Source organism: Streptacidiphilus sp. MAP12-20 (assembly GCF_041262525.1).
Classification (GTDB): Bacteria; Actinomycetota; Actinomycetes; order Streptomycetales; family Streptomycetaceae; genus Streptacidiphilus.
Genome location: NZ_JBGCCK010000005.1, coordinates 13,537 through 31,286, shown reverse-complemented (window position 1 = coordinate 31,286; position 17,750 = coordinate 13,537). Strand labels below are relative to the sequence as shown.

The window sequence follows — 17,750 nt, the reverse complement described above, 5'->3', positions numbered from 1 at the left end:
GCCGCCCAGTACCCTGGTACCAGTGTCTGCTTATCCTGGTACCAGGAGTACCTGGCAACGGGATGAGAACCGATGCATCCTGGGATACATGACCACCGCTGCGGCGTCCACCCCACCCCTGGAGCTCGTCCACTCGGCTCCCCCCTCCGGCCGGCCCGGCGAGCTGCGCCGTCGTGAGCTCGCCGCGTTCCTGCGCAGCCGACGTGAGCGCATCGCGCCGGAGCAGGTCGGCCTGCCCGCAGGCGGCCGACGCCGGACGCCCGGGCTGCGTCGCGAGGAGGTCGCGCAGCTCGCCGCTGTTGGCGTCACCTGGTACACGTGGCTGGAGCAGGCCCGCGACATCCAGGTCTCCACGCAGGTGCTCGACGCCATCGCGCGCGGCCTGCTGCTCGACCAGGTCGAGCGGCAGCATCTGTTCGTGCTGGCCGGTGCGAGCGACCCGGCCAGGCCGAAGGTGTGTCCGGTCGTCACCCCGGTGGTCCGCGCCATCCTCGACCAACTGGCGCCGATGCCCTCCCTGGTGCTGAACAGCCGCTTCGACGTCATCGCCAGCAACGACGTCTACTCCCGGATCGTGGGGGGCCTGGAGCGTTACGAGCCGGAGGAGCGCAACCTCCTCTGGCTGGCCTTCACCGAGCCGGGCTGGCGCACGCTGCTGCCGGACTGGGACGTCGCCGTCGGGCACATGGTGGCCAAGTTCCGGGTCGCGCTCGGCGACCACGTGGCCGAGCCCGGCTACAAATCGCTGCTCAAGCGCCTGCAGCTGGCTTCCCCCGAGTTCGCCGAGCAGTGGGAGCACCACGACGTGACCGGCTCCTCGGAGGGGCACAAGCGCTTCCTCAGCACCGAGGTCGGCCTGCTGAACTTCGAGTACACCAACCTGTGGCTCGGACCCCGTCCCGGCCACCGCATGATCACTTATGTTCCGGCGGACCCGGAGACCAGGGAGCGCGTGGCGCGACTGGCGGCGATGGGACACTAGAGGTTCTGCCTGCTTGCCTTGCGCCTTGCGTACCTGCCTGCCCTAGCGAAGGACCGCCCGGATGACCACCACGGACACCGCTGCCCCGGTGGCGCCCGCCACCGCCGCACCGCTGCGCCTCGGCGCGCTGGAGGTCTGGCCGCCGGTCGTGCTCGCGCCGATGGCGGGGATCACGAACGCGCCCTTCCGCACGCTCTGCCGCGAGCAGAGCGGTGGCAAGGGGCTGTTCGTCTCGGAGATGATCACCACCCGGGCCCTGGTCGAGCGCAACGCCAAGACCATGCAGCTGATCCACTTCGACCCGAGCGAGCAGCCGCGATCCGTCCAGCTCTACGGCGTCGACCCGGAGACGGTCGGGCGCGCGGCGAAGATGATCGCCGAGGAGGGCCTGGCCGACCACATCGACCTCAACTTCGGCTGCCCGGTCCCCAAGGTCACCCGCAAGGGCGGCGGCTCGGCCCTGCCCTACAAGCGGAACCTGCTCCGTGACATCCTCCGCCAGGCCGTGCGCAACGCGGGCGACCTGCCGGTGACCATGAAGATGCGCATGGGCATCGACGACGACCACATCACCTACCTCGACGCCGGGCGCATCGGCGCAGAGGAGGGCGTGGCGGCGATCGCCCTGCACGGGCGCACCGCGATCCAGCACTACAGCGGCCAGGCCGACTGGTCCGCGATCGCCCGCCTGCGCGAGACCGTCCCCTCCCACGTGCCGGTGCTCGGCAACGGCGACATCTGGTCGGCGGACGACGCCGCGCGGATGGTCCGCGAGACGGGCTGCGACGGCGTGGTGGTCGGCCGCGGCTGCCTCGGTCGGCCGTGGCTCTTCAAGGAGCTGGTCAGCGTCTTCGAGGGAGAGATCGACTACGCGCGCCCCGACTTCGGCTACGTGGCCCGGACGATGGTGCGCCACGCGGAGCTGCTGGGGGAGTGGATCGGCGACGAGAAGCGCGGCGTCGTGGACTTCCGCAAGCACGTGGCCTGGTACACCAAGGGCTTCTCGGTCGGCTCGGAGCTGCGCAACGCGCTGGCGACCACCTCCTCCCTGGCGGAGCTGGAGGACCACCTCTCCCGCATCGACGCCGCTCAGCACTGGCCGGACAGTGCCGACGGCCCGCGCGGCCGCACTTCGGGCGCGGCCCGCGTCGTGCTGCCGGAGGGCTGGCTTGACGACCCGTACGACTGCGCCGTGCCGTCGGCGGATGCCGAGCTGGACACCTCCGGCGGCTGAGACCGACCGGCGTTCGCCCGTGCGCTGTCCTGCTGCGCGCAGTGTGGCCTCTCGTTGGGAACGGAGGGTGGACGCCGCGCGACGGATGGTGAGACCCGGTACGTACGAGGGGTGAGACGGGCCTGCAAACGAGGCGTGACTCCGGCCACATTCGCGGTCACTTTGCGTCAGATGGACGTAAAACCGCAGGTGGCGCGGGGTGTGAAACGCTTCCCGAACGTTCCCTCACGTCTCGCGCCCCGGTTGTGTCCACTACATCAAGCCAAGGCAACACGTTCGTCGCCGACCGTGTGGCGGACTCCAGCATTCTGTGATCTTCTGGTTTCCCCGCGTTCAACCTATGAACGCGAGCTAGCGTCAGGGCGACGATTTTACTTTCGCAGGCGAAGGCCGATTCCGGGCTTTCGATCTCGCTGGTTACCTGTCGGTACCAGCCACTGACGGCCTAGTGGGGGCAGCCAACTGCCTTTGATCTGGGTATGTTCTCCGGCGTCAGGGCAACCGTGCGGCAGGAGACCGGCTCGTGGCCACTCAGGGCAAGTTGGAAAAGTTCGTCTTCGACTTCACCGAGGGCAACAAGGACCTCAAGGATCTTCTCGGCGGCAAGGGCGCGAACCTCGCCGAGATGACCAATCTCGGGCTCCCCGTCCCTCCGGGGTTCACCATCACGACCGAGGCCTGCAAGGTCTACCTCGAGACCGGCGCCGAGCCGGACGCGCTGCGGGACGAGGTGAGTGCGCACCTCGTCGCGCTGGAGGCGGCCATGGGCAAGAAGCTCGGCGACGCCGCCGACCCGCTTCTCGTCTCGGTCCGTTCCGGGGCCAAGTTCTCCATGCCCGGCATGATGGACACGGTCCTCAACATCGGCCTCTCGGACGCCTCGGTGGCCGGTCTGGTCAAGCAGAGCGGCAACGAACGCTTCGCGTGGGACTCTTACCGACGTCTTGTGCAGATGTTCGGCAAGACCGTGCTGGGCGTCGAGGGCGAGCTCTTCGAGGAGGCCCTGGACGAGGTCAAGCGGGCCAAGGGCACCGCGAACGACCTCGACCTGGACGCCAAGGACCTCAAGGCCCTGGTCAAGACCTTCAAGAAGATCGTCAAGGACCACACGGGCCGCGACTTCCCGCAGGACCCGCGTGAGCAGATGGACCTCGCCGTCGACGCCGTCTTCGACTCCTGGAACAGCGACCGGGCCAAGCTCTACCGCCGCCAGGAGCGCATCCCGCACGACCTGGCCACCGCGGTCAACATCTGCACCATGGTCTTCGGCAACCTCGGCGAGGACTCCGGCACCGGCGTCGCCTTCACCCGTGACCCGGCCTCGGGACACGAGGGCGTCTACGGCGACTACCTGCAGAACGCCCAGGGCGAGGACGTCGTCGCCGGCATCCGCAACACGGTGCTGCTGGCCGAGCTGGAGCAGCTCGACAAGAAGTCGTACGACGAGCTCATGGCCATCATGCAGAAGCTCGAGAACCACTACCGCGACCTCTGCGACATCGAGTTCACCATCGAGCGCGGCAAGCTCTGGATGCTGCAGACCCGCATCGGCAAGCGCACCGCCGCCGCCGCGTTCCGGATCGCCGTCCAGCTGGTCGACCAGGGCCTGATCGACCTGGACGAGGCGCTGCACCGGGTCAACGGCGCGCAGCTCGCGCAGCTGATGTTCCCGCGCTTCGACGAGGACGCGAAGTCCGAGCGGATCGGCTGGGGCATCGCGGCCTCGCCCGGCGCCGCTGTCGGCAAGGCCGTCTTCGACTCCTACACCGCGGTGAAGTGGTCCCGCTCCGGCGAGCAGGTCATCCTGGTCCGCCGCGAGACCAACCCGGACGACCTCGACGGCATGATCGCCGCCAACGGAATCCTCACCTCGCGCGGCGGCAAGACCTCGCACGCCGCCGTCGTCGCCCGCGGCATGGGCAAGACCTGTGTCTGCGGCGCCGAGGAGCTCGAGGTCGACACCAAGAAGCGCCGGTTCACCACCGCCGACGGACGGGTCGTCGAAGAGGGCGACCTGATCTCCATCGACGGCTCCACCGGCAAGGTCTACCTCGGTGAGGTACCGGTCGTACCGAGCCCGGTCGTCGAGTACTTCGAGGGCACCCTGCACGCCGGCGCCGACGAGGAGGGCGGCCTGGTCCGGGCGGTCCACCGCCTCATGTCGCACGCCGACTCGGTCCGCCGCCTGCGGGTCCGCGCCAACGCCGACAACGCCGAGGACGCCAACCGCGCCCGTCGCTACGGCGCCCAGGGCATCGGCCTGTGCCGCACCGAGCACATGTTCCTCGGCGAGGAGCGCCGCAAGTCGGTCGAGCGGCTGATCCTGGCCGACAACGACGCGGACCGCGAGGCCGCGCTCTCCGTCCTGCTGCCGCTGCAGAAGAACGACTTCGTCGAGCTCTTCACGGCCATGGACGGCCTGCCGGTCACGGTCCGCCTGCTGGACCCGCCGCTGCACGAGTTCCTGCCCGACATCACCGAGCTCTCGGTGCGCGTCGCGCTCGCCGAGGCCCGCAAGGACTCGAACGAGAACGACCTGCGCCTGCTCCAGGCCGTGCACCGGCTGCACGAGCAGAACCCGATGCTGGGTCTGCGCGGCGTCCGCCTGGGTCTGGTCATCCCCGGCCTCTTCTCGATGCAGGTCCGGGCGATCGCCGAGGCCGCGGCCGAGCGCAAGCTCAACGGCGGCGACCCGCGTGCCGAGATCATGATCCCGCTCGTGGGCACGGTCCAGGAGCTGGAGATAGTGCGGGACGACGCGGAGCAGGTCCTCGCCGAGGTCCAGGCCGCGACCGGGGTCAACCTGAAGATCTCGCTCGGCACCATGATCGAGCTGCCGCGTGCCGCGGTGACCGCCGGTCAGATCGCCGAGGCCGCCGAGTTCTTCAGTTTTGGCACCAACGACCTGACCCAGACGGTCTGGGGCTTCAGCCGCGACGACGTCGAGGCCAGCTTCTTCACCGCCTACCTGGAGAAGGGCATCTTCGGGGTCTCCCCGTTCGAGACCATCGACCGCGACGGCGTCGGCGCGCTGGTCAAGCACGCCGTGACGGAGGGCAGGAAAACCCGCCCCGACCTCAAGCTCGGCGTCTGCGGCGAGCACGGCGGCGACCCGGAGTCGGTCCACTTCTTCCACGAGGTCGGGCTGGACTACGTGTCCTGCTCTCCCTTCCGGATCCCGGTGGCGCGCCTGGAGGCAGGCCGCGCCGCCATCGAGACGGCGGGCAGCGACTCGCGCTGACATACCCTCACCCGGTCCCTCATCGGGTGCCAGCGCGAGGTAACCCCCCTCCGAATCGTCACCGTCCCCGACCAAGGATGAGTTGATGCAAGGACGGAGGGGGCGCTGCCCGCACCGAACGTCTGCTGCGGAGCTCGGCGCAGAGTAGCCGCAGCGGACTCCCGCCGGGGCGGGAACGGACAACGGCGTCCGTTCCCGCCCCGGCTTTGTGCTGCGGGTCGTTATGTCGAGTCATTTATTGCGGCGCGCTGACACTTTGTTTCCGGAGCCTCAGAGTTCGCTCTGAGCCGGGGGACGTGCTCTTGAACACGGGGTGTCAGATCACTAACGTCTCGGAACACCAGAGCAACCCTTCACCGTGGTGACACCATCCAGCCGCTTGGCCAGCGGCGTTGCACAGCCCTCCCGCTCCCCATCGAGAAGGGCACTACCCGTGCTTCGTTCCGCACTCGTCGCCGCCGGCGCCACCGCGCTTGCCGCTGCCACCATGCTCGCCGCCTCACCTGCCGGCGCCAACGAGCTCGCGCCGCACCACATGAACCCCCACTTCGCCGCGGCCGCCACCACCGGCAGTGGCAACCTTGCGTACAAGGGTGGCAACGTCGTCACGAGCCCGACCGTCTACGTCGTCTACTGGGGCAGCCAGTGGGGCAGCGGCTCGACCGTCACCAACGACCCGGCCGGTGAGGCCCCGCTGCAGCTGAGCTTCTTCCAGCACGCCTACGGCAACGGTGACACCTGGTCCAACTCGCAGACCCAGTACTGCCAGGGCGTGGCCGTCGGCACCACCCAGTGCAACGGCGCCGGCACGGCGGTCGGGCACCCGGCGTCCAACCCGGTCGGCGGCACCTGGCTCGACAGTGGCGTCACCGCGCCGAAGCGGATCGGCACCTCGCAGATAGCCGCCGAGGCGGTGCGCGCGGCCGCCCACTTCGGGGTCTCCGGCGACAACGTCCAGATCATCGTCGACGTCCCGCAGGGCCTCTCGCCCTCCGGCTTCAAGACGCAGTACTGCGCCTGGCACGACCACACCACGACCGGGACGGGCGCGGACCTCCCGTACACCAACATGCCGTACGTCTCGGACGCGGGCTCCGGCTGTGGCGCGAACTTCGTGGCCACCGGCGGCACCGGTGTCAACGGCGCGACCGAGGGTGTCACCATCGTCGGCGGTCACGAGTACGCCGAGACGCTGACCGACCCGGCGCCCAGCAGCGGCTGGGTGGACTCGACCGGATACGAGACCGGCGACAAGTGCGCCTGGATCGCCAGCGGCCAGGGTGCGTCCTCGATCATCAGCCTGAACGGCGCGAACTTCGCAGTTCAGTCGCTGTGGAGCAACAACTTCAGCGGCGGTGCGGGTGGTTGCGTGACCTCCTACACCAGCGCGACGAACCAGCACTGACGCTGACACAGTCCTGAGGCCGAGTCCGCCGCCCTCCCCGGGTCGGGCTCGGCCTTCGGCCATTGCACGGAGGAGTATCCAGTGAACCGAGTTCTGCGCCTCTGCCCGGCCGCGCTGCTGCTGCTCGTCACGACGACGGCGTGCGACGCGGCTGCGTCGACTCCGCCGACGGCCGTCCCCACGCCGCAGGCGGTGGCCTGCACGAGGCTGCCGGACGCGGTGCTCCCGCACTCGGCGGGGATGCTGACGGAACAGCAGACCGGCGCGTACTGCCTGCCGCGCGGCGAGCGGGTGGACGTCTTCCTGACAGCGGCGAAGGGCGGTCAGTGGCAACCGGTCCACGCCTCCGGCGACGGCGTCCTCGCCCCGACGAGTACCGGCGTGATGACCGCGCCGCTCGGGGTGACCCCCGCGATGTTCATCGGCGCGACGGACGGCACGGCGGTGCTGACCAGCGGGACCGCCTCCGGAGCGACCTGGAAGGTCACCGTCGTCGTCAAGGGCTAGTTGCATCTCCCCCAGGGGCGCGAGGAACTGCGCGACAAGCCACCCACGCAGGTGTCTGGCCGAACGCGCAGGGCCATCCGCACAGGGTGGTTTCTCGCGCAGTTCCCCGCGCCCCTGAGGAGGTGCAACCGGCCCTGCGTCTTAACCTGTCGCGCCCACGCGCCGGAGGCGGCACCTCGGCTACGCCGAGATGAGCGGGCGGGTGCTCAGGACCGGGGTTGGGCCGGTCAGGACGCGGCGTTCGAGGGAGGTCCGCGCTTCGGGCCATTCCTCGTCGAGGATGCTGTAGAAGGCCGTCCCGCGGACCATGCCGTCGAGGCCACGGGTGTGCATGCGGTGCACGCCCTCCAGGACGGCGCCGAGGCGTTCGATCGCCGCGCGCGAGCGCACGTTGCGGGCGTCGGCGCGCATGGAGACGCGGCGGACGCCCCATGTCTCGAACGCGTGACGCAGCATCAGGAGCTTGGCCTCGGTGTTGATCCCGGTGCCCTGGGCCCGTGAGGAGAGCCAGGTGGCGCCGATCTCGGTGGCGTCGGGGATCGCCGTCAGCGGGTCGCCCACCGGACCGCGCGGGGCCGGCGGCCAGATGACCGGGCCCTGCCAGTAGTCCAGTTCCAGGAACCGGGTCGAGCCGACCACCACACCGTCGGTGGCTCTCACCGTGGCGAAGGGCAGCGCCCGGCCCGCCGCCTGGGCGGTCAGCGCTTCGTTGACGTAACGTTCCGTCGCCTCGACGCCATGGGGCACCGGCGTGAAGGCATAGCTGCTGCGGTCCTCAGCCGCGGCCGCGGCCAGGGCCTCGATGTGCCGCTCGGCGAGCGGCTCCAGCCGCACAGTGCGGCCGCAGAGGAAGACGGGTACGGGCACTTGGCCTTAGGTCCTTCGGCGGGTGGGGTCGGGAGACTTGCCCCCCGGCGCGTTTTGGGTACGGCGACGGATCGCGTTCGCCGTGGGGCGCGCGGGGAGCGAGGGGACAGTGTGTGTCCGAAAGATGGCCGAGGAGGAAACGAGAGCGCGAAGGACAGCGGGCGGCCAAGTGAAGGCAAGGTGCGAAGCGAGGGTCGTGCGGGCCGTCTCCACGCAGCGTGCGGGTTGCCGAGAGTGGAGTGCAGCGAGAGGACCATACCCGGCCTGAGGGTCTAAGTCACCCCAGCCGCGCGAATCCGACGTGCACGGCGTGTCCGAGGGGCGCGCGGAGGGCATTCGCGCACCGAGTTGGGGAATGAACGTACGTTCCGGGATGCTTGAACCAGGGTAAAAGAAGCTGTTTCCGCCGGACGGCGACACGCGTCGCAGGACGGCAACGGACAGCTATGGACAGGGAGTGGGGCGCAGGTGCTGGAACCGCAGGGGCTGTACGCATTCGAGCCGGACGCCGAGGAGCTGGCTGCGGACGCCTCGATCCTGCTGCACTTCTTCGAGGGCTTCATGGACGCGGGCGAGACCGGAGAGCAGATCGTCGCCGAGCTGCTCGACGACCCTGAGCGCAGGCTCGTCGCCCGCTTCGACGCCGACCGTCTGGTGGACTACCGGGCCCGCCGTCCGGTGATGGTCTTCGACCACGACCACTGGGCCTCCTACGAGGCCCCCACGATCGATCTGTACCGGGTCCACGACGCCGTCGGCGCGCCCTTCCTGCTGCTGACCGGGCCGGAGCCGGACGTCGAGTGGGAGCGCTTCGCCGCGGCTGTGAAGGACGTCGTGGAGCGGCTGGGCGTGCGCCTCGCGGTCACCTTCCACGGCGTCCCGATGGGCGTCCCGCACACGCGCCCGGTCGGGCTCACCCCGCACGGCAACCGCAAGGAGCTGCTGGGCACGCACCCGCGCTGGTTCGAGAAGGTCCAGGTTCCGGCCAGCGCCGGGGCGATGCTGGAGTATCGCCTCGACGAGGCCGGGCACGGCGTCATCGGCTTCGCCGCCCACGTCCCGCACTATCTCGCGCGCACGCCCTACCCGCAGGCCGCCGTGGCCGCGCTGGAGGCCGTCCAGTCCGCGACGGGTCTGATGCTGCCCGGCACGGGCCTGCGCGAGCGGATGGACGACGTGCGCGCCGACATCGACCAGCAGATCGCCGAGGGCGACGCGGAGCTGCGCGGCGCGATCCTGGGCCTGGAGCAGCAGTACGACGCGGTCGCCGGCGCGGCCGACCGGGAGAACCTGCTGGCGGAGCCGGTCGAGCTGCCCTCCGCGGACGAGCTCGGCCGCGCGTTCGAGGAGTTCCTGGCGGAGCACGGCGACCGGGACGAGTGACGAGTAACGACTGATGGCGGTGGCCCTGGTCGACGACGTGTCGTCGACCAGGGCCACCGCCATCAGGGGCCGGGGGCAGCCGTCAGCTGTGGGGCCTGCCCGGCGTCGCGAGGACGCCGAGGCTGATCGTGGAGGCCGCGCTCTTCACGACCGGTGAGGGCGAGCTGGTGGGCGGTGCCGCGGCCATCTGCGGGGCCATGAGCTGATCGTTCAGCCAGGGGAAGATCACCGGATAGAGGCCGCGCCAGGTGTTCCAGTTGTGGCCGCCGTCCTTCAGCACGATGGGTGCCGGCATCTGCACGGGCCACTTCACCGCCTTGCGCAGCGCCTCGACGTTGGCCGGGGTGCTGAACCGGTCGCTCTTGCTCGTGGCCAGCAGGATCGACACGTCGGCGTTCTTCGCCCGGGCGGCGATGGCCAGCGGGTTCTGCGTCGCCCTGATCTTCGGGTCGCGGATGGTCCCCGGGTCCCCGCGGAAGTCGTCGGGGCTGAGGCCCACGGCGGCGCCGAAGGTCGTCGGGTACTGCAGGGTGAGCTTGGGGGCGCAGTAACCGCCGGTGGAGTAGCCGACCAGGCCCCAGCCGTGCGCGTTCTTGATGACGCGGAACTGGCTCTTGATCATGTTCGGTACGTCGACGCCGAGCCAGGTGCCGTTCTTGGCCTTGCCGACGTCGGTGCAGTCCGTGTTCTGGCCGCTGGGGGTGATGCTCGGAATCACCACGATGGCGGGCTTGAGGGTGCCGTTCGCCATCATCTGCTCCAGCACGCCGGGCACGCCGCCGCCGCCGATCCACGACCAGGGGCTGCCCGGGTAACCGGGGAGCAGCATGATCACGGGAAAGTCGTAGCTGCGGAACTGCGGATCGTTGTACTGCGGCGGAGTCCATACGAGCATCTCGCCGCCCATGCCCGACGCCTTGCCGTAGAAACCGGCCCGCTGGAACCCGGCCCGGTCGTTGGAGAACTTGAGCCCCTGGTTCCTGTCCTGGCTCGCGATCGGGATGTTCGCCTGCTGCGACTGGCCGAAGAGGTCCGCCCACGAGGTGTAGAGGCCGTTGGCGTTGTTGATCCAGACCGCGACCACCGCGATCGCCGTCAACTGGCACACGCCGATCATTGCCAACCGGCTCGTCCAGCGAAGCCACTGCGGTCCCCGGATCATGCCCCACAGGACCAGGGTGCCCGCGACCGCGACGATGGTCGCGATGATGAGCAGGTAGAAGAAGGCTGTTCCGGTGAGGCTCACGTCTGGGTCTCTTCGCTTCGCAATCGGGAGATGGACAGGCCCGGTGGTCAGGATGCCCGCCGGCGGCGGGCATCGCAGGCAGCTTCATGCTATTTGCAGGCTAGCGATGACAGGTGAGCGGGAGCTCTTACCCGGACGTTCGTGACAGAACTGTCGAAGAACCTGTGAATGGCCACGTCGCGCCGCTCGACAGGTCCTGGTGGGCTCTGTCTATGATCCGTCGGGTGGACCGAGCGCAGCTGCGACGAATCTCACGCTCTGTTGGAGCGTTGGCTTTCGTTGTCTGCTTCCTGCTGGTTCTGGTGCATGGCGGGACGGGCGCGTCCGGAGCGGGACCCTCAACGGCCGAGGACCGGGCCGGTGGCCCCGCTGGTCCGCGCGGCCTCACCGGCCCGCGTGCCTCGGTGCCCGCGACGCTCGCCGGGCCGCAGGCCGCCCCGAACGGTCACAGCGCCGAGTTTCTCGGCCTGCCTGCGGTCGGCACCCTCTTCGTCGGCGACGGCTCCAACGGTCTCGGTCACCACTTCTGCACCGCGAGCGTCGTCGACTCGCCGGGCGGGGATGTGATCGCCACCGCCGCGCACTGCCTGAGCGACCCGGCCCAGGGGACCTCCACGGTGACGCCGGTCGTCTTCGTGCCCGGCTACCACGACGGACAGCAGCCTTTCGGGATCTGGAAGTCCAGCGCGATCCTGGTCGACCCCCACTGGGCGGCGAACAGCGACCCCGACTCCGACTTCGCCTTCGTGGTGGTCCACAAGGACGGCGACGCCGCGGCGCGGATCCAGGACGTGGTGGGCGCGGAGCGCATCGCCTTCGGCGCGGCCCGGCCGATGACGGTGGGTGTGATCGGTTACCCGGGCGCCACGGACCGGCCGATCTCATGCCTGAACACGCTGACGGCCTACAGCGCGACGCAGTCGGAGTTCGACTGCACCGGGTTCACCGACGGCACCAGCGGCGGCCCGCTGCTGCGCGGCATCGACCCGGTGACCGGCCTGGGGACCATGGTCGGGGTGATAGGGGGGTACCAGGAGGGCGGCGACTCGGACGACGTCTCCTACTCGGCCGCCTTCGCCGACCGCGCCCAGGCCCTCTACACCCAGGCCGCAGCGGCGGGCGCGCCCTCGGCGTCCGCCGCGGCAACGCCGCCCGGGCCGGGGTCCGGCTCGTCTTCGGCTTCGCCGTCCGCCTCGCAGCCCTGACACTGCGCCTGCGCGCCGCGCGGCGCGGGCCGTGAGTCGGCGGGCGGGTATCTCGCCGCCGTCCGCAGGCGGTCGGTCCGCTGACGCTGTGCCCGCAGCAGGGCGGCTGCCGTGAGTAGCTCGACGGGCACCCGCCTCGCGGCCAGCTGCCAGCCACCGTCCGCCTCTTTGCCCTGAGGCAGTGCCTGCGCGGCGCGTGCCGTGCACTGGCCCCCGGGTATCTCGCCGCCGACCGCAGGCCGTCGGTCCGCTGACGCTGTGCCCGCAGGGCGGTTGCCGTGAGTCGGTCGCCGGCACCGCCTCGCGGCCGGCCGTGGGTCCGCTCACGCAGTGCCCGTGCGCTCGGGCCGCGGTGTCCAGAGGGCTCTCGATCTTCGTAGCGGCGCAGGAGTGCGCTCGGTAGCCTGATCCGCTGCGGGGCTACGTCGTCGCGCGGTGCTGAGGGGGAATCCATGGAGCAGGCGGCCGCGCCGTACGTCGAGCCGCGCTATGCCACCGCGCTGCGGGCCGGGCTGGAGGTGGTCGGCTGGATCGGGTTGCCGATCGCGCTCTGGTCGCACTCGATCCTGCTCGCCATCGGCGTGGACGTGTTGCTGATCGGCGTCCCCGCCGTGCTGCAGACGCCCGGGGACAAGCCGGGGACGGTCATCGCCGTGCCCGGGTAGGTGACCGTCGTGATGGTCCTCGCCGAGCTCGGCGGTGCCGTCGCTGCCGCCTGGCTGCTCTTCTGGAGCTGGGTCGCCGTGCTGGTCACCGTTCTCGCGCTGGCCTGCTGTGTCACAGAGCTACCCCGCTGGCGGCGGCTTCTGCGCGCCTGACCGGACGTCGGACGGGGCACCGGACTGCGAGCCTGACCCGCCGTGTCGGCCCAGCGCGTTACCGTGGCGTGGATGGACGAAACCGCGCAGGTCACCAGCTACAGCCCCGCCGCGCAGGCGCGTTGGGTGGAGGAGCCGGACAAGCGTCCCGGCCGCACCGCGTTCCAGCGCGACCGCGCGCGGGTGCTGCACTCCGCCGCCCTGCGCAGGCTCGCCGGGACGACGCAGGTCGTCGCCCCGCTGGAGAACGACTTCCCGCGGACCAGGCTCACGCATTCGCTGGAGTGCGCCCAGGTCGGGCGGGAGCTGGGGGCCGCGCTCGGCTGTGATCCGGATCTGGTCGAGACGGCCTGCCTCGCGCACGACATCGGCCACCCGCCCTTCGGCCACAACGGCGAGGAGGCCCTGGACAAGGCCGCCCAGGCCTGCGGCGGTTTCGAGGGCAACGCGCAGAGCCTGCGCATCCTCACCAGGCTCGAGCCCAAGCGCTTCGTCCCGCACGCGGAAGCCGACGGCCGCCCGATCAGCGTCGGCCTCAACCTGACCAGAGCGACACTCGACGCAGCGACCAAGTACCCGTGGCGGCGCGGCGCGCACCCCGAGCTGCCGCACAAGTACGGCGTGTACGAGGAGGACCAGGGCGTCTTCGCCTGGCTGCGGCAGGGCGCGCCCGCGAACCGGCGCTGCTTCGAGGCGCAGGTGATGGACTGGTCGGACGACGTCGCCTACTCGGTCCACGACGTGGAGGACGGCCTGCACGCCGGCCACCTGGACCCGACCGCGCTCGCCTCCGGCACCGAGCGCGCCGAGCTGTGCAAGGTCGCCGCCCGCTACGCGCCCAACGCCGACCCGGACGAGTTCGCCGACGCGCTGGACCGGCTCCGGGCCGAGGAGTGGTGGCCGCACAGCTACAACGGCTCCGCCCGCGACCGGGCCCGCCTCAAGGACATGACCAGTCAGCTGATCGGCCGCTTCTGTACCGCCGCCGAGGCGGCCACGCGCGCCGCACACGGGCCCGGGCCACTGACCCGCTACCAGGCGGATCTCATCGTGCCGCGCACGGTCCGGCTGGAGTGCGCCGTGCTCAAGGCGGTGGCGGACCGCTACGTCATGCAGCGTGACGACCAGGAGCTGCTGCGCCAGCGGCAGCGCGTGGTGATCGGCGAGCTGGCCCAGGCCCTGGTCAGGTCTGCGCCCGAGGGCCTTGATCCGGTCTTCCGCACGCTCTACGAGGAGGCCGCCGACGACGCCGGGCGGCTGCGCGCGGTGATCGACCAGATCGCGACCCTCACCGACGCCTCGGCGCTGGCCCGGCACCGAGCGCTCACCAGGATCACATGATCTTCATGACTTCCTGACACCCGGCAGGACGAAGGCAGCCACATGACGAACGATCAGTGACGCCCTCTTCACCTCGGGGTGGCCATGCGGGAGGCTCGCAGGAGCGCCCGGGCACGGACCACCCACCCACGGGGCGCCGAGGGACAGCGGGACGAGCACCGAGCGAGCCGACAGAGGAGAACGGGACATGGCGGACGCGCACGCGACGATGGTGATCGTCGGGGCCGGACTGGCCGGCGCAAAGGCTGCGGAGACCCTGCGCGCGGAGGGCTTCACCGGCCGCGTGATACTGATCGGCGCCGAGCGCGACCAGCCGTACGAGCGTCCCCCGCTCTCCAAGGGCTACCTGGCCGGTACGACCGAGCGGGCGGAGGTCTTCGTGCACGACTCCGCCTGGTACGCGGCGCACGACGTCGAGCTGCATCTGGGCTCGCCCGTCGTCGGCCTGGACCGGCAGGCGCGCGAGCTCAGGCTCGGCGGAGACGGCGGCGTCATCGGCTACGACCGACTGCTGCTGGCGACCGGCTCCGCCCCACGGCAGTTGGACATCCCCGGCACGGCTCTGGGGGGCGTCCACTATCTGCGCCGGCTGGCCGACTCCGAGCGGCTGCGGGCGACGCTGCAGACGCTCGGGCGGGAGAACGGCACGCTGGTCGTGGTCGGCGCGGGCTGGATCGGCCTGGAGGTGGCCGCCGCCGCGCGCGGCTACGGCGCGGAGGTCACCGTCGTCGAGCCGCAGTCCACGCCGCTGCAGGCCGCGCTCGGCCCGGAGCTCGGCGCGTTCTTCGCGGAGCTGCACCAGGACCGGGGCGTGAAGTTCCACTTCGGCGCGACGGTCAGCGAGATCGAGGGCCGCGACGGGATGGTCCTCGCCGTGCACACCGACGACGGCGAGGAGCACCCCGCGCACGCGGTGCTGATCGGGGTCGGCGCGATCCCGGAGACCGGGCTGGCCGAGCAGGCGGGCCTGGAGCTGGCCCCGCGCGAGGAAGGCGGCGGCATCGCCGTCGACGCCTCGCTGCGCAGCTCCGACCCGGCGATCTTCGCTGCCGGAGACGTCGCGGGCGCCTGGCACCCGCTTTTCGAGCGCCGTCTCCGCGTCGAGCACTGGGCCAACGCGTTGAACGGCGGCCCGGCGGCGGCGCGCTCGATGCTCGGGCAGGAGGTCGTCTACGACCGCGTGCCCTACTTCTACTCGGACCAGTACGACCTCGGCATGGAGTACTCGGGCTTCGCCGCGCCCGGCGAGTACGAGCGCGTGGTGCTCAGGGGCGACGCGGGCAAGCGCGAGTTCCTGGCCTTCTGGCAGGGGAGCGACGGCCGGGTGCTGGCGGGCATGAACGTGAACGTGTGGGACGTCACAACGCCGATCCAGGCCCTGGTCCGGTCCCGCCTCCCGGTCGACCCCGACCGCCTCGCCGACCCCTCCGTCCCGCTGGAGCAGTTGCTGGGGCAGTAGCGCTGCTCCGACGTCGCTGGATTGTCCTGGTGCGCCCGTAGACTGCAGAGCGTGGCGGGACGCATCAAGGACGAGGACGTGCAGGCGGTGAAGACCGCGCTGCGGATCGACGCTGTCGTCGGCGAGTACGTCCAGCTCGCCAACGGCGGCGGCGGCCAGCTCAAGGGCCTGTGCCCGTTCCACGACGAGAAGTCCGCGTCCTTCTACGTGAACCCGAGCAAGGGCGTCTACAACTGCTTCGGCTGCCAGGAGAGCGGCGACACCATCGGCTTCGTGATGAAGCTCGAACACCTCTCCTTCGTGGAGACGGTGGAGCGGCTCGCGCCGTCGGTCGGCATCACGCTGCGATACGAGGGCGGCTCCTACGTCCCCGGCCGCCAGCAGGGTGAGCGCACCCGACTGCTGGAGATCAACAAGCTGGCCTCCGCCTGGTTCCAGGAGCAGCTGAACAGCCCCGAGGCCGAGATCGGCCGCCGCTTCCTCAAGGAGCGCGGCTTCGAGCGCGAGGCCGCCGCCCACTTCGGCGTCGGCTACGCGCCCGCCGGGTTCGAGAACCTCACCCGGGTCCTGCGCGGCAGCGGCTACAGCGACCGTGAGCTGCTGCTCTCCGGCATCTGCTCGGAGGGCCGCCGCGGCCCGATGGACCGGTTCCGGGCCCGGCTGATCTGGCCGATCCGCGACCTGACCGGCGAGGTCGTCGGCTTCGGCGCGCGCCGCCTGCGCGAGGACGACACCGGGCCGAAGTACCTCAACACACCGGAGACCCCGCTCTACAAGAAGTCCCACGTCCTGTACGGGATCGAGCTGGCCAAGAAGGAGATCGCCAAGACCGGCCGGGCCGTCGTCGTCGAGGGCTACACGGATGTGATGGCCTGTCACCTGGCGGGCGTCCCCTCGGCGGTGGCGACCTGCGGCACCGCCTTCGGCGAGGACCACATCAAGATCCTGCGCCGGCTGCTGATGGACACCTCCGCCTGGAAGGGCGAGATCGTCTTCACCTTCGACGGCGACGCGGCCGGTCAGAAGGCCGCGCTGCGGGCCTTCGAGGACGACCAGAAGTTCGCGGCCCGGACCTCCATCGCGGTCAGCCCCGGCGGCATGGACCCGTGCGAGCTGCGCATCGCCGAGGGCGACGACGCGGTCCGCAACCTGATCGAACACCCGGTCCCGCTCTTCGAGTTCGCCATCAAGGCGGCCGTGGGCAGCCACAACCTGGAGAGCGCGGAGGGCCGAGCCGCCGCGCTGGAGCAGTCGGCGCCGATCGTGGCGCGGATCAAGGACCGGTCCATCCAGCACGAGTACGCGGTGCGGCTGGCGGGGCTGCTGGGCATCCTCGACGAGCAGTTCGTGGTGCGGCGGGTCGGTCAGCTCGCGCGCTGGGAGGCCCGGCGCGAGGCGGCGGGCGGCGGCGCGGGCGGTCAGCAGCGGCGGCAGGAGCAGGCGCCGCAGGCGGCACCGCAGCGGCCCGCGTTCCGGCTGGACGCGCGCAACCCGGCCCAGTTCGTCGAACGCGAACTGCTCAAGCTGGCCCTTCAGTTCCCCGTACTGGTCGCCCCGGTGCTGGACGCCTTCGCACCCGAGGAGTTCCCCACGCCGCCCTACGCCGCCGTGCGCGCGGCGATCACGGCGGCCGGCGGGGTCACCGCGGGGGCGGCAGCCGCGGACGTCTGGGTCGACGTGCTGCGCGAGGTCGCACCGGACGACGCCGTGCGCGGCCTGATCACCGAGCTGGCGGTCGAACCGGTGCGGACCAGGCGGGCGCCGGACGCCGTCTACGCGGGGGAGTTCCTGGTCAAGCTGCGGCTCCAGGCGGTGGAGCGGCGGGTGGCCGCATGCCGGGGGCAGCTGCAGCGGCTGGGCTCGAACGCGGACCCGGCGCAGCAGGCGGCCGTCCAGGGCGAGCTGTGGATGTTGCAGCAGTACGGCCAGACGCTCCGATCCCGTGGCGCGGAAGGGCTCTGACGGAGCGTCCGGAGATCGTTCCTCTTTACCCTAGGTGACCGCTCCTTTACAGAAACTCTCCGCACGGGTCTCTGCTGCCGCCCCGGGCCTGCCGCACACT

Annotated in this window: 14 protein-coding genes; 12 read left to right on the top strand and 2 right to left on the bottom strand. The window is 70.8% G+C overall.

Annotation, left to right across the window (positions count from 1 at the left end; genetic code table 11):
- The first annotated feature begins 88 nt into the window (after window positions 1-88).
- The 5 genes from ABIA32_RS07995 to ABIA32_RS07975 all read left to right on the top strand — a co-directional run bounded on the left by ABIA32_RS07995 (window position 89) and on the right by ABIA32_RS07975 (window position 7,369).
- Complete coding sequence (locus ABIA32_RS07995; RefSeq protein WP_370093195.1) at window positions 89-982, top strand: helix-turn-helix transcriptional regulator; 894 nt, start codon at window positions 89-91, stop codon at window positions 980-982.
- A 61-nt stretch (window positions 983-1,043) separates the two neighbouring features.
- Entirely contained in the window at window positions 1,044-2,216 is a 1,173-nt protein-coding gene (gene dusB, locus ABIA32_RS07990; RefSeq protein WP_370093194.1) for a tRNA dihydrouridine synthase DusB, read from the top strand.
- Between the two features lie 523 nt (window positions 2,217-2,739).
- Complete coding sequence (ppdK, locus tag ABIA32_RS07985) at window positions 2,740-5,457, top strand: pyruvate, phosphate dikinase (RefSeq protein ID WP_370093193.1); 2,718 nt, start codon at window positions 2,740-2,742, stop codon at window positions 5,455-5,457.
- Between the two features lie 433 nt (window positions 5,458-5,890).
- Window positions 5,891-6,862 (top strand): hypothetical protein, encoded by a 972-nt coding sequence (locus tag ABIA32_RS07980; RefSeq protein WP_370093192.1) that lies wholly within the window; start codon window positions 5,891-5,893, stop codon window positions 6,860-6,862.
- An 81-nt stretch (window positions 6,863-6,943) separates the two neighbouring features.
- The gene (locus ABIA32_RS07975) at window positions 6,944-7,369 is read left to right on the top strand and encodes a hypothetical protein (protein WP_370093191.1); all 426 of its coding nucleotides are present in this window, start codon (window positions 6,944-6,946) and stop codon (window positions 7,367-7,369) included.
- 180 nt (window positions 7,370-7,549) lie between these two features.
- Here ABIA32_RS07975 and ABIA32_RS07970 read toward each other — a convergent pair whose 3' ends face one another.
- Complete coding sequence (locus tag ABIA32_RS07970; RefSeq protein WP_370093190.1) at window positions 7,550-8,236, bottom strand: GNAT family N-acetyltransferase; 687 nt, start codon at window positions 8,234-8,236, stop codon at window positions 7,550-7,552.
- A 468-nt stretch (window positions 8,237-8,704) separates the two neighbouring features.
- Here ABIA32_RS07970 and ABIA32_RS07965 point away from each other — a divergent pair, with 468 nt between their 5' ends.
- Window positions 8,705-9,619, top strand: coding sequence for a proteasome assembly chaperone family protein (locus tag ABIA32_RS07965; protein WP_370093189.1), 915 nt, complete (start codon window positions 8,705-8,707; stop codon window positions 9,617-9,619).
- 82 nt (window positions 9,620-9,701) lie between these two features.
- Here ABIA32_RS07965 and ABIA32_RS07960 read toward each other — a convergent pair whose 3' ends face one another.
- On the bottom strand, window positions 9,702-10,865 hold the full coding sequence (locus ABIA32_RS07960; protein ID WP_370093188.1) for an alpha/beta hydrolase: 1,164 nt from the start codon (window positions 10,863-10,865) through the stop codon (window positions 9,702-9,704).
- A 269-nt stretch (window positions 10,866-11,134) separates the two neighbouring features.
- On the opposite strand from ABIA32_RS07960, the gene ABIA32_RS07955 reads away from it, so the two are divergent.
- The 6 genes from ABIA32_RS07955 to dnaG all read left to right on the top strand — a co-directional run bounded on the left by ABIA32_RS07955 (window position 11,135) and on the right by dnaG (window position 17,650).
- Window positions 11,135-12,070 (top strand): serine protease, encoded by a 936-nt coding sequence (locus tag ABIA32_RS07955; protein ID WP_370093187.1) that lies wholly within the window; start codon window positions 11,135-11,137, stop codon window positions 12,068-12,070.
- A gap of 452 nt (window positions 12,071-12,522) precedes the next feature.
- Entirely contained in the window at window positions 12,523-12,735 is a 213-nt protein-coding gene (locus tag ABIA32_RS07950) for a hypothetical protein (protein ID WP_370093186.1), read from the top strand.
- Between the two features lie 9 nt (window positions 12,736-12,744).
- Window positions 12,745-12,888 carry a hypothetical protein gene (locus ABIA32_RS07945; RefSeq protein WP_370093185.1) on the top strand — a complete coding sequence of 48 codons (144 nt, stop codon included), beginning with the start codon at window positions 12,745-12,747 and terminating at the stop codon, window positions 12,886-12,888.
- Window positions 12,889-12,960: 72 nt separating this feature from the next.
- Window positions 12,961-14,229 (top strand): deoxyguanosinetriphosphate triphosphohydrolase, encoded by a 1,269-nt coding sequence (locus ABIA32_RS07940; RefSeq protein ID WP_370093184.1) that lies wholly within the window; start codon window positions 12,961-12,963, stop codon window positions 14,227-14,229.
- A 187-nt stretch (window positions 14,230-14,416) separates the two neighbouring features.
- Window positions 14,417-15,688 carry an NAD(P)/FAD-dependent oxidoreductase gene (locus tag ABIA32_RS07935; RefSeq protein WP_370093183.1) on the top strand — a complete coding sequence of 424 codons (1,272 nt, stop codon included), beginning with the start codon at window positions 14,417-14,419 and terminating at the stop codon, window positions 15,686-15,688.
- 51 nt (window positions 15,689-15,739) lie between these two features.
- Entirely contained in the window at window positions 15,740-17,650 is a 1,911-nt protein-coding gene (gene dnaG, locus ABIA32_RS07930) for a DNA primase (protein WP_370093182.1), read from the top strand.
- Window positions 17,651-17,750: the final 100 nt, after the last annotated feature.

Excerpts from the sequence above, each read along its gene's own strand:
- ABIA32_RS07995 (WP_370093195.1), top strand. The coding sequence starts at position 89 with ATGACCACCGCTGCGGCGTCCACCCCACCCCTGGAGCTCGTCCACTCG.
- dusB (WP_370093194.1), top strand. The coding sequence starts at position 1,044 with ATGACCACCACGGACACCGCTGCCCCGGTGGCGCCCGCCACCGCCGCA.
- ABIA32_RS07950 (WP_370093186.1), top strand. The coding sequence starts at position 12,523 with ATGGAGCAGGCGGCCGCGCCGTACGTCGAGCCGCGCTATGCCACCGCG.
- ABIA32_RS07940 (WP_370093184.1), top strand. The coding sequence starts at position 12,961 with ATGGACGAAACCGCGCAGGTCACCAGCTACAGCCCCGCCGCGCAGGCG.
- ABIA32_RS07935 (WP_370093183.1), top strand. The coding sequence starts at position 14,417 with ATGGCGGACGCGCACGCGACGATGGTGATCGTCGGGGCCGGACTGGCC.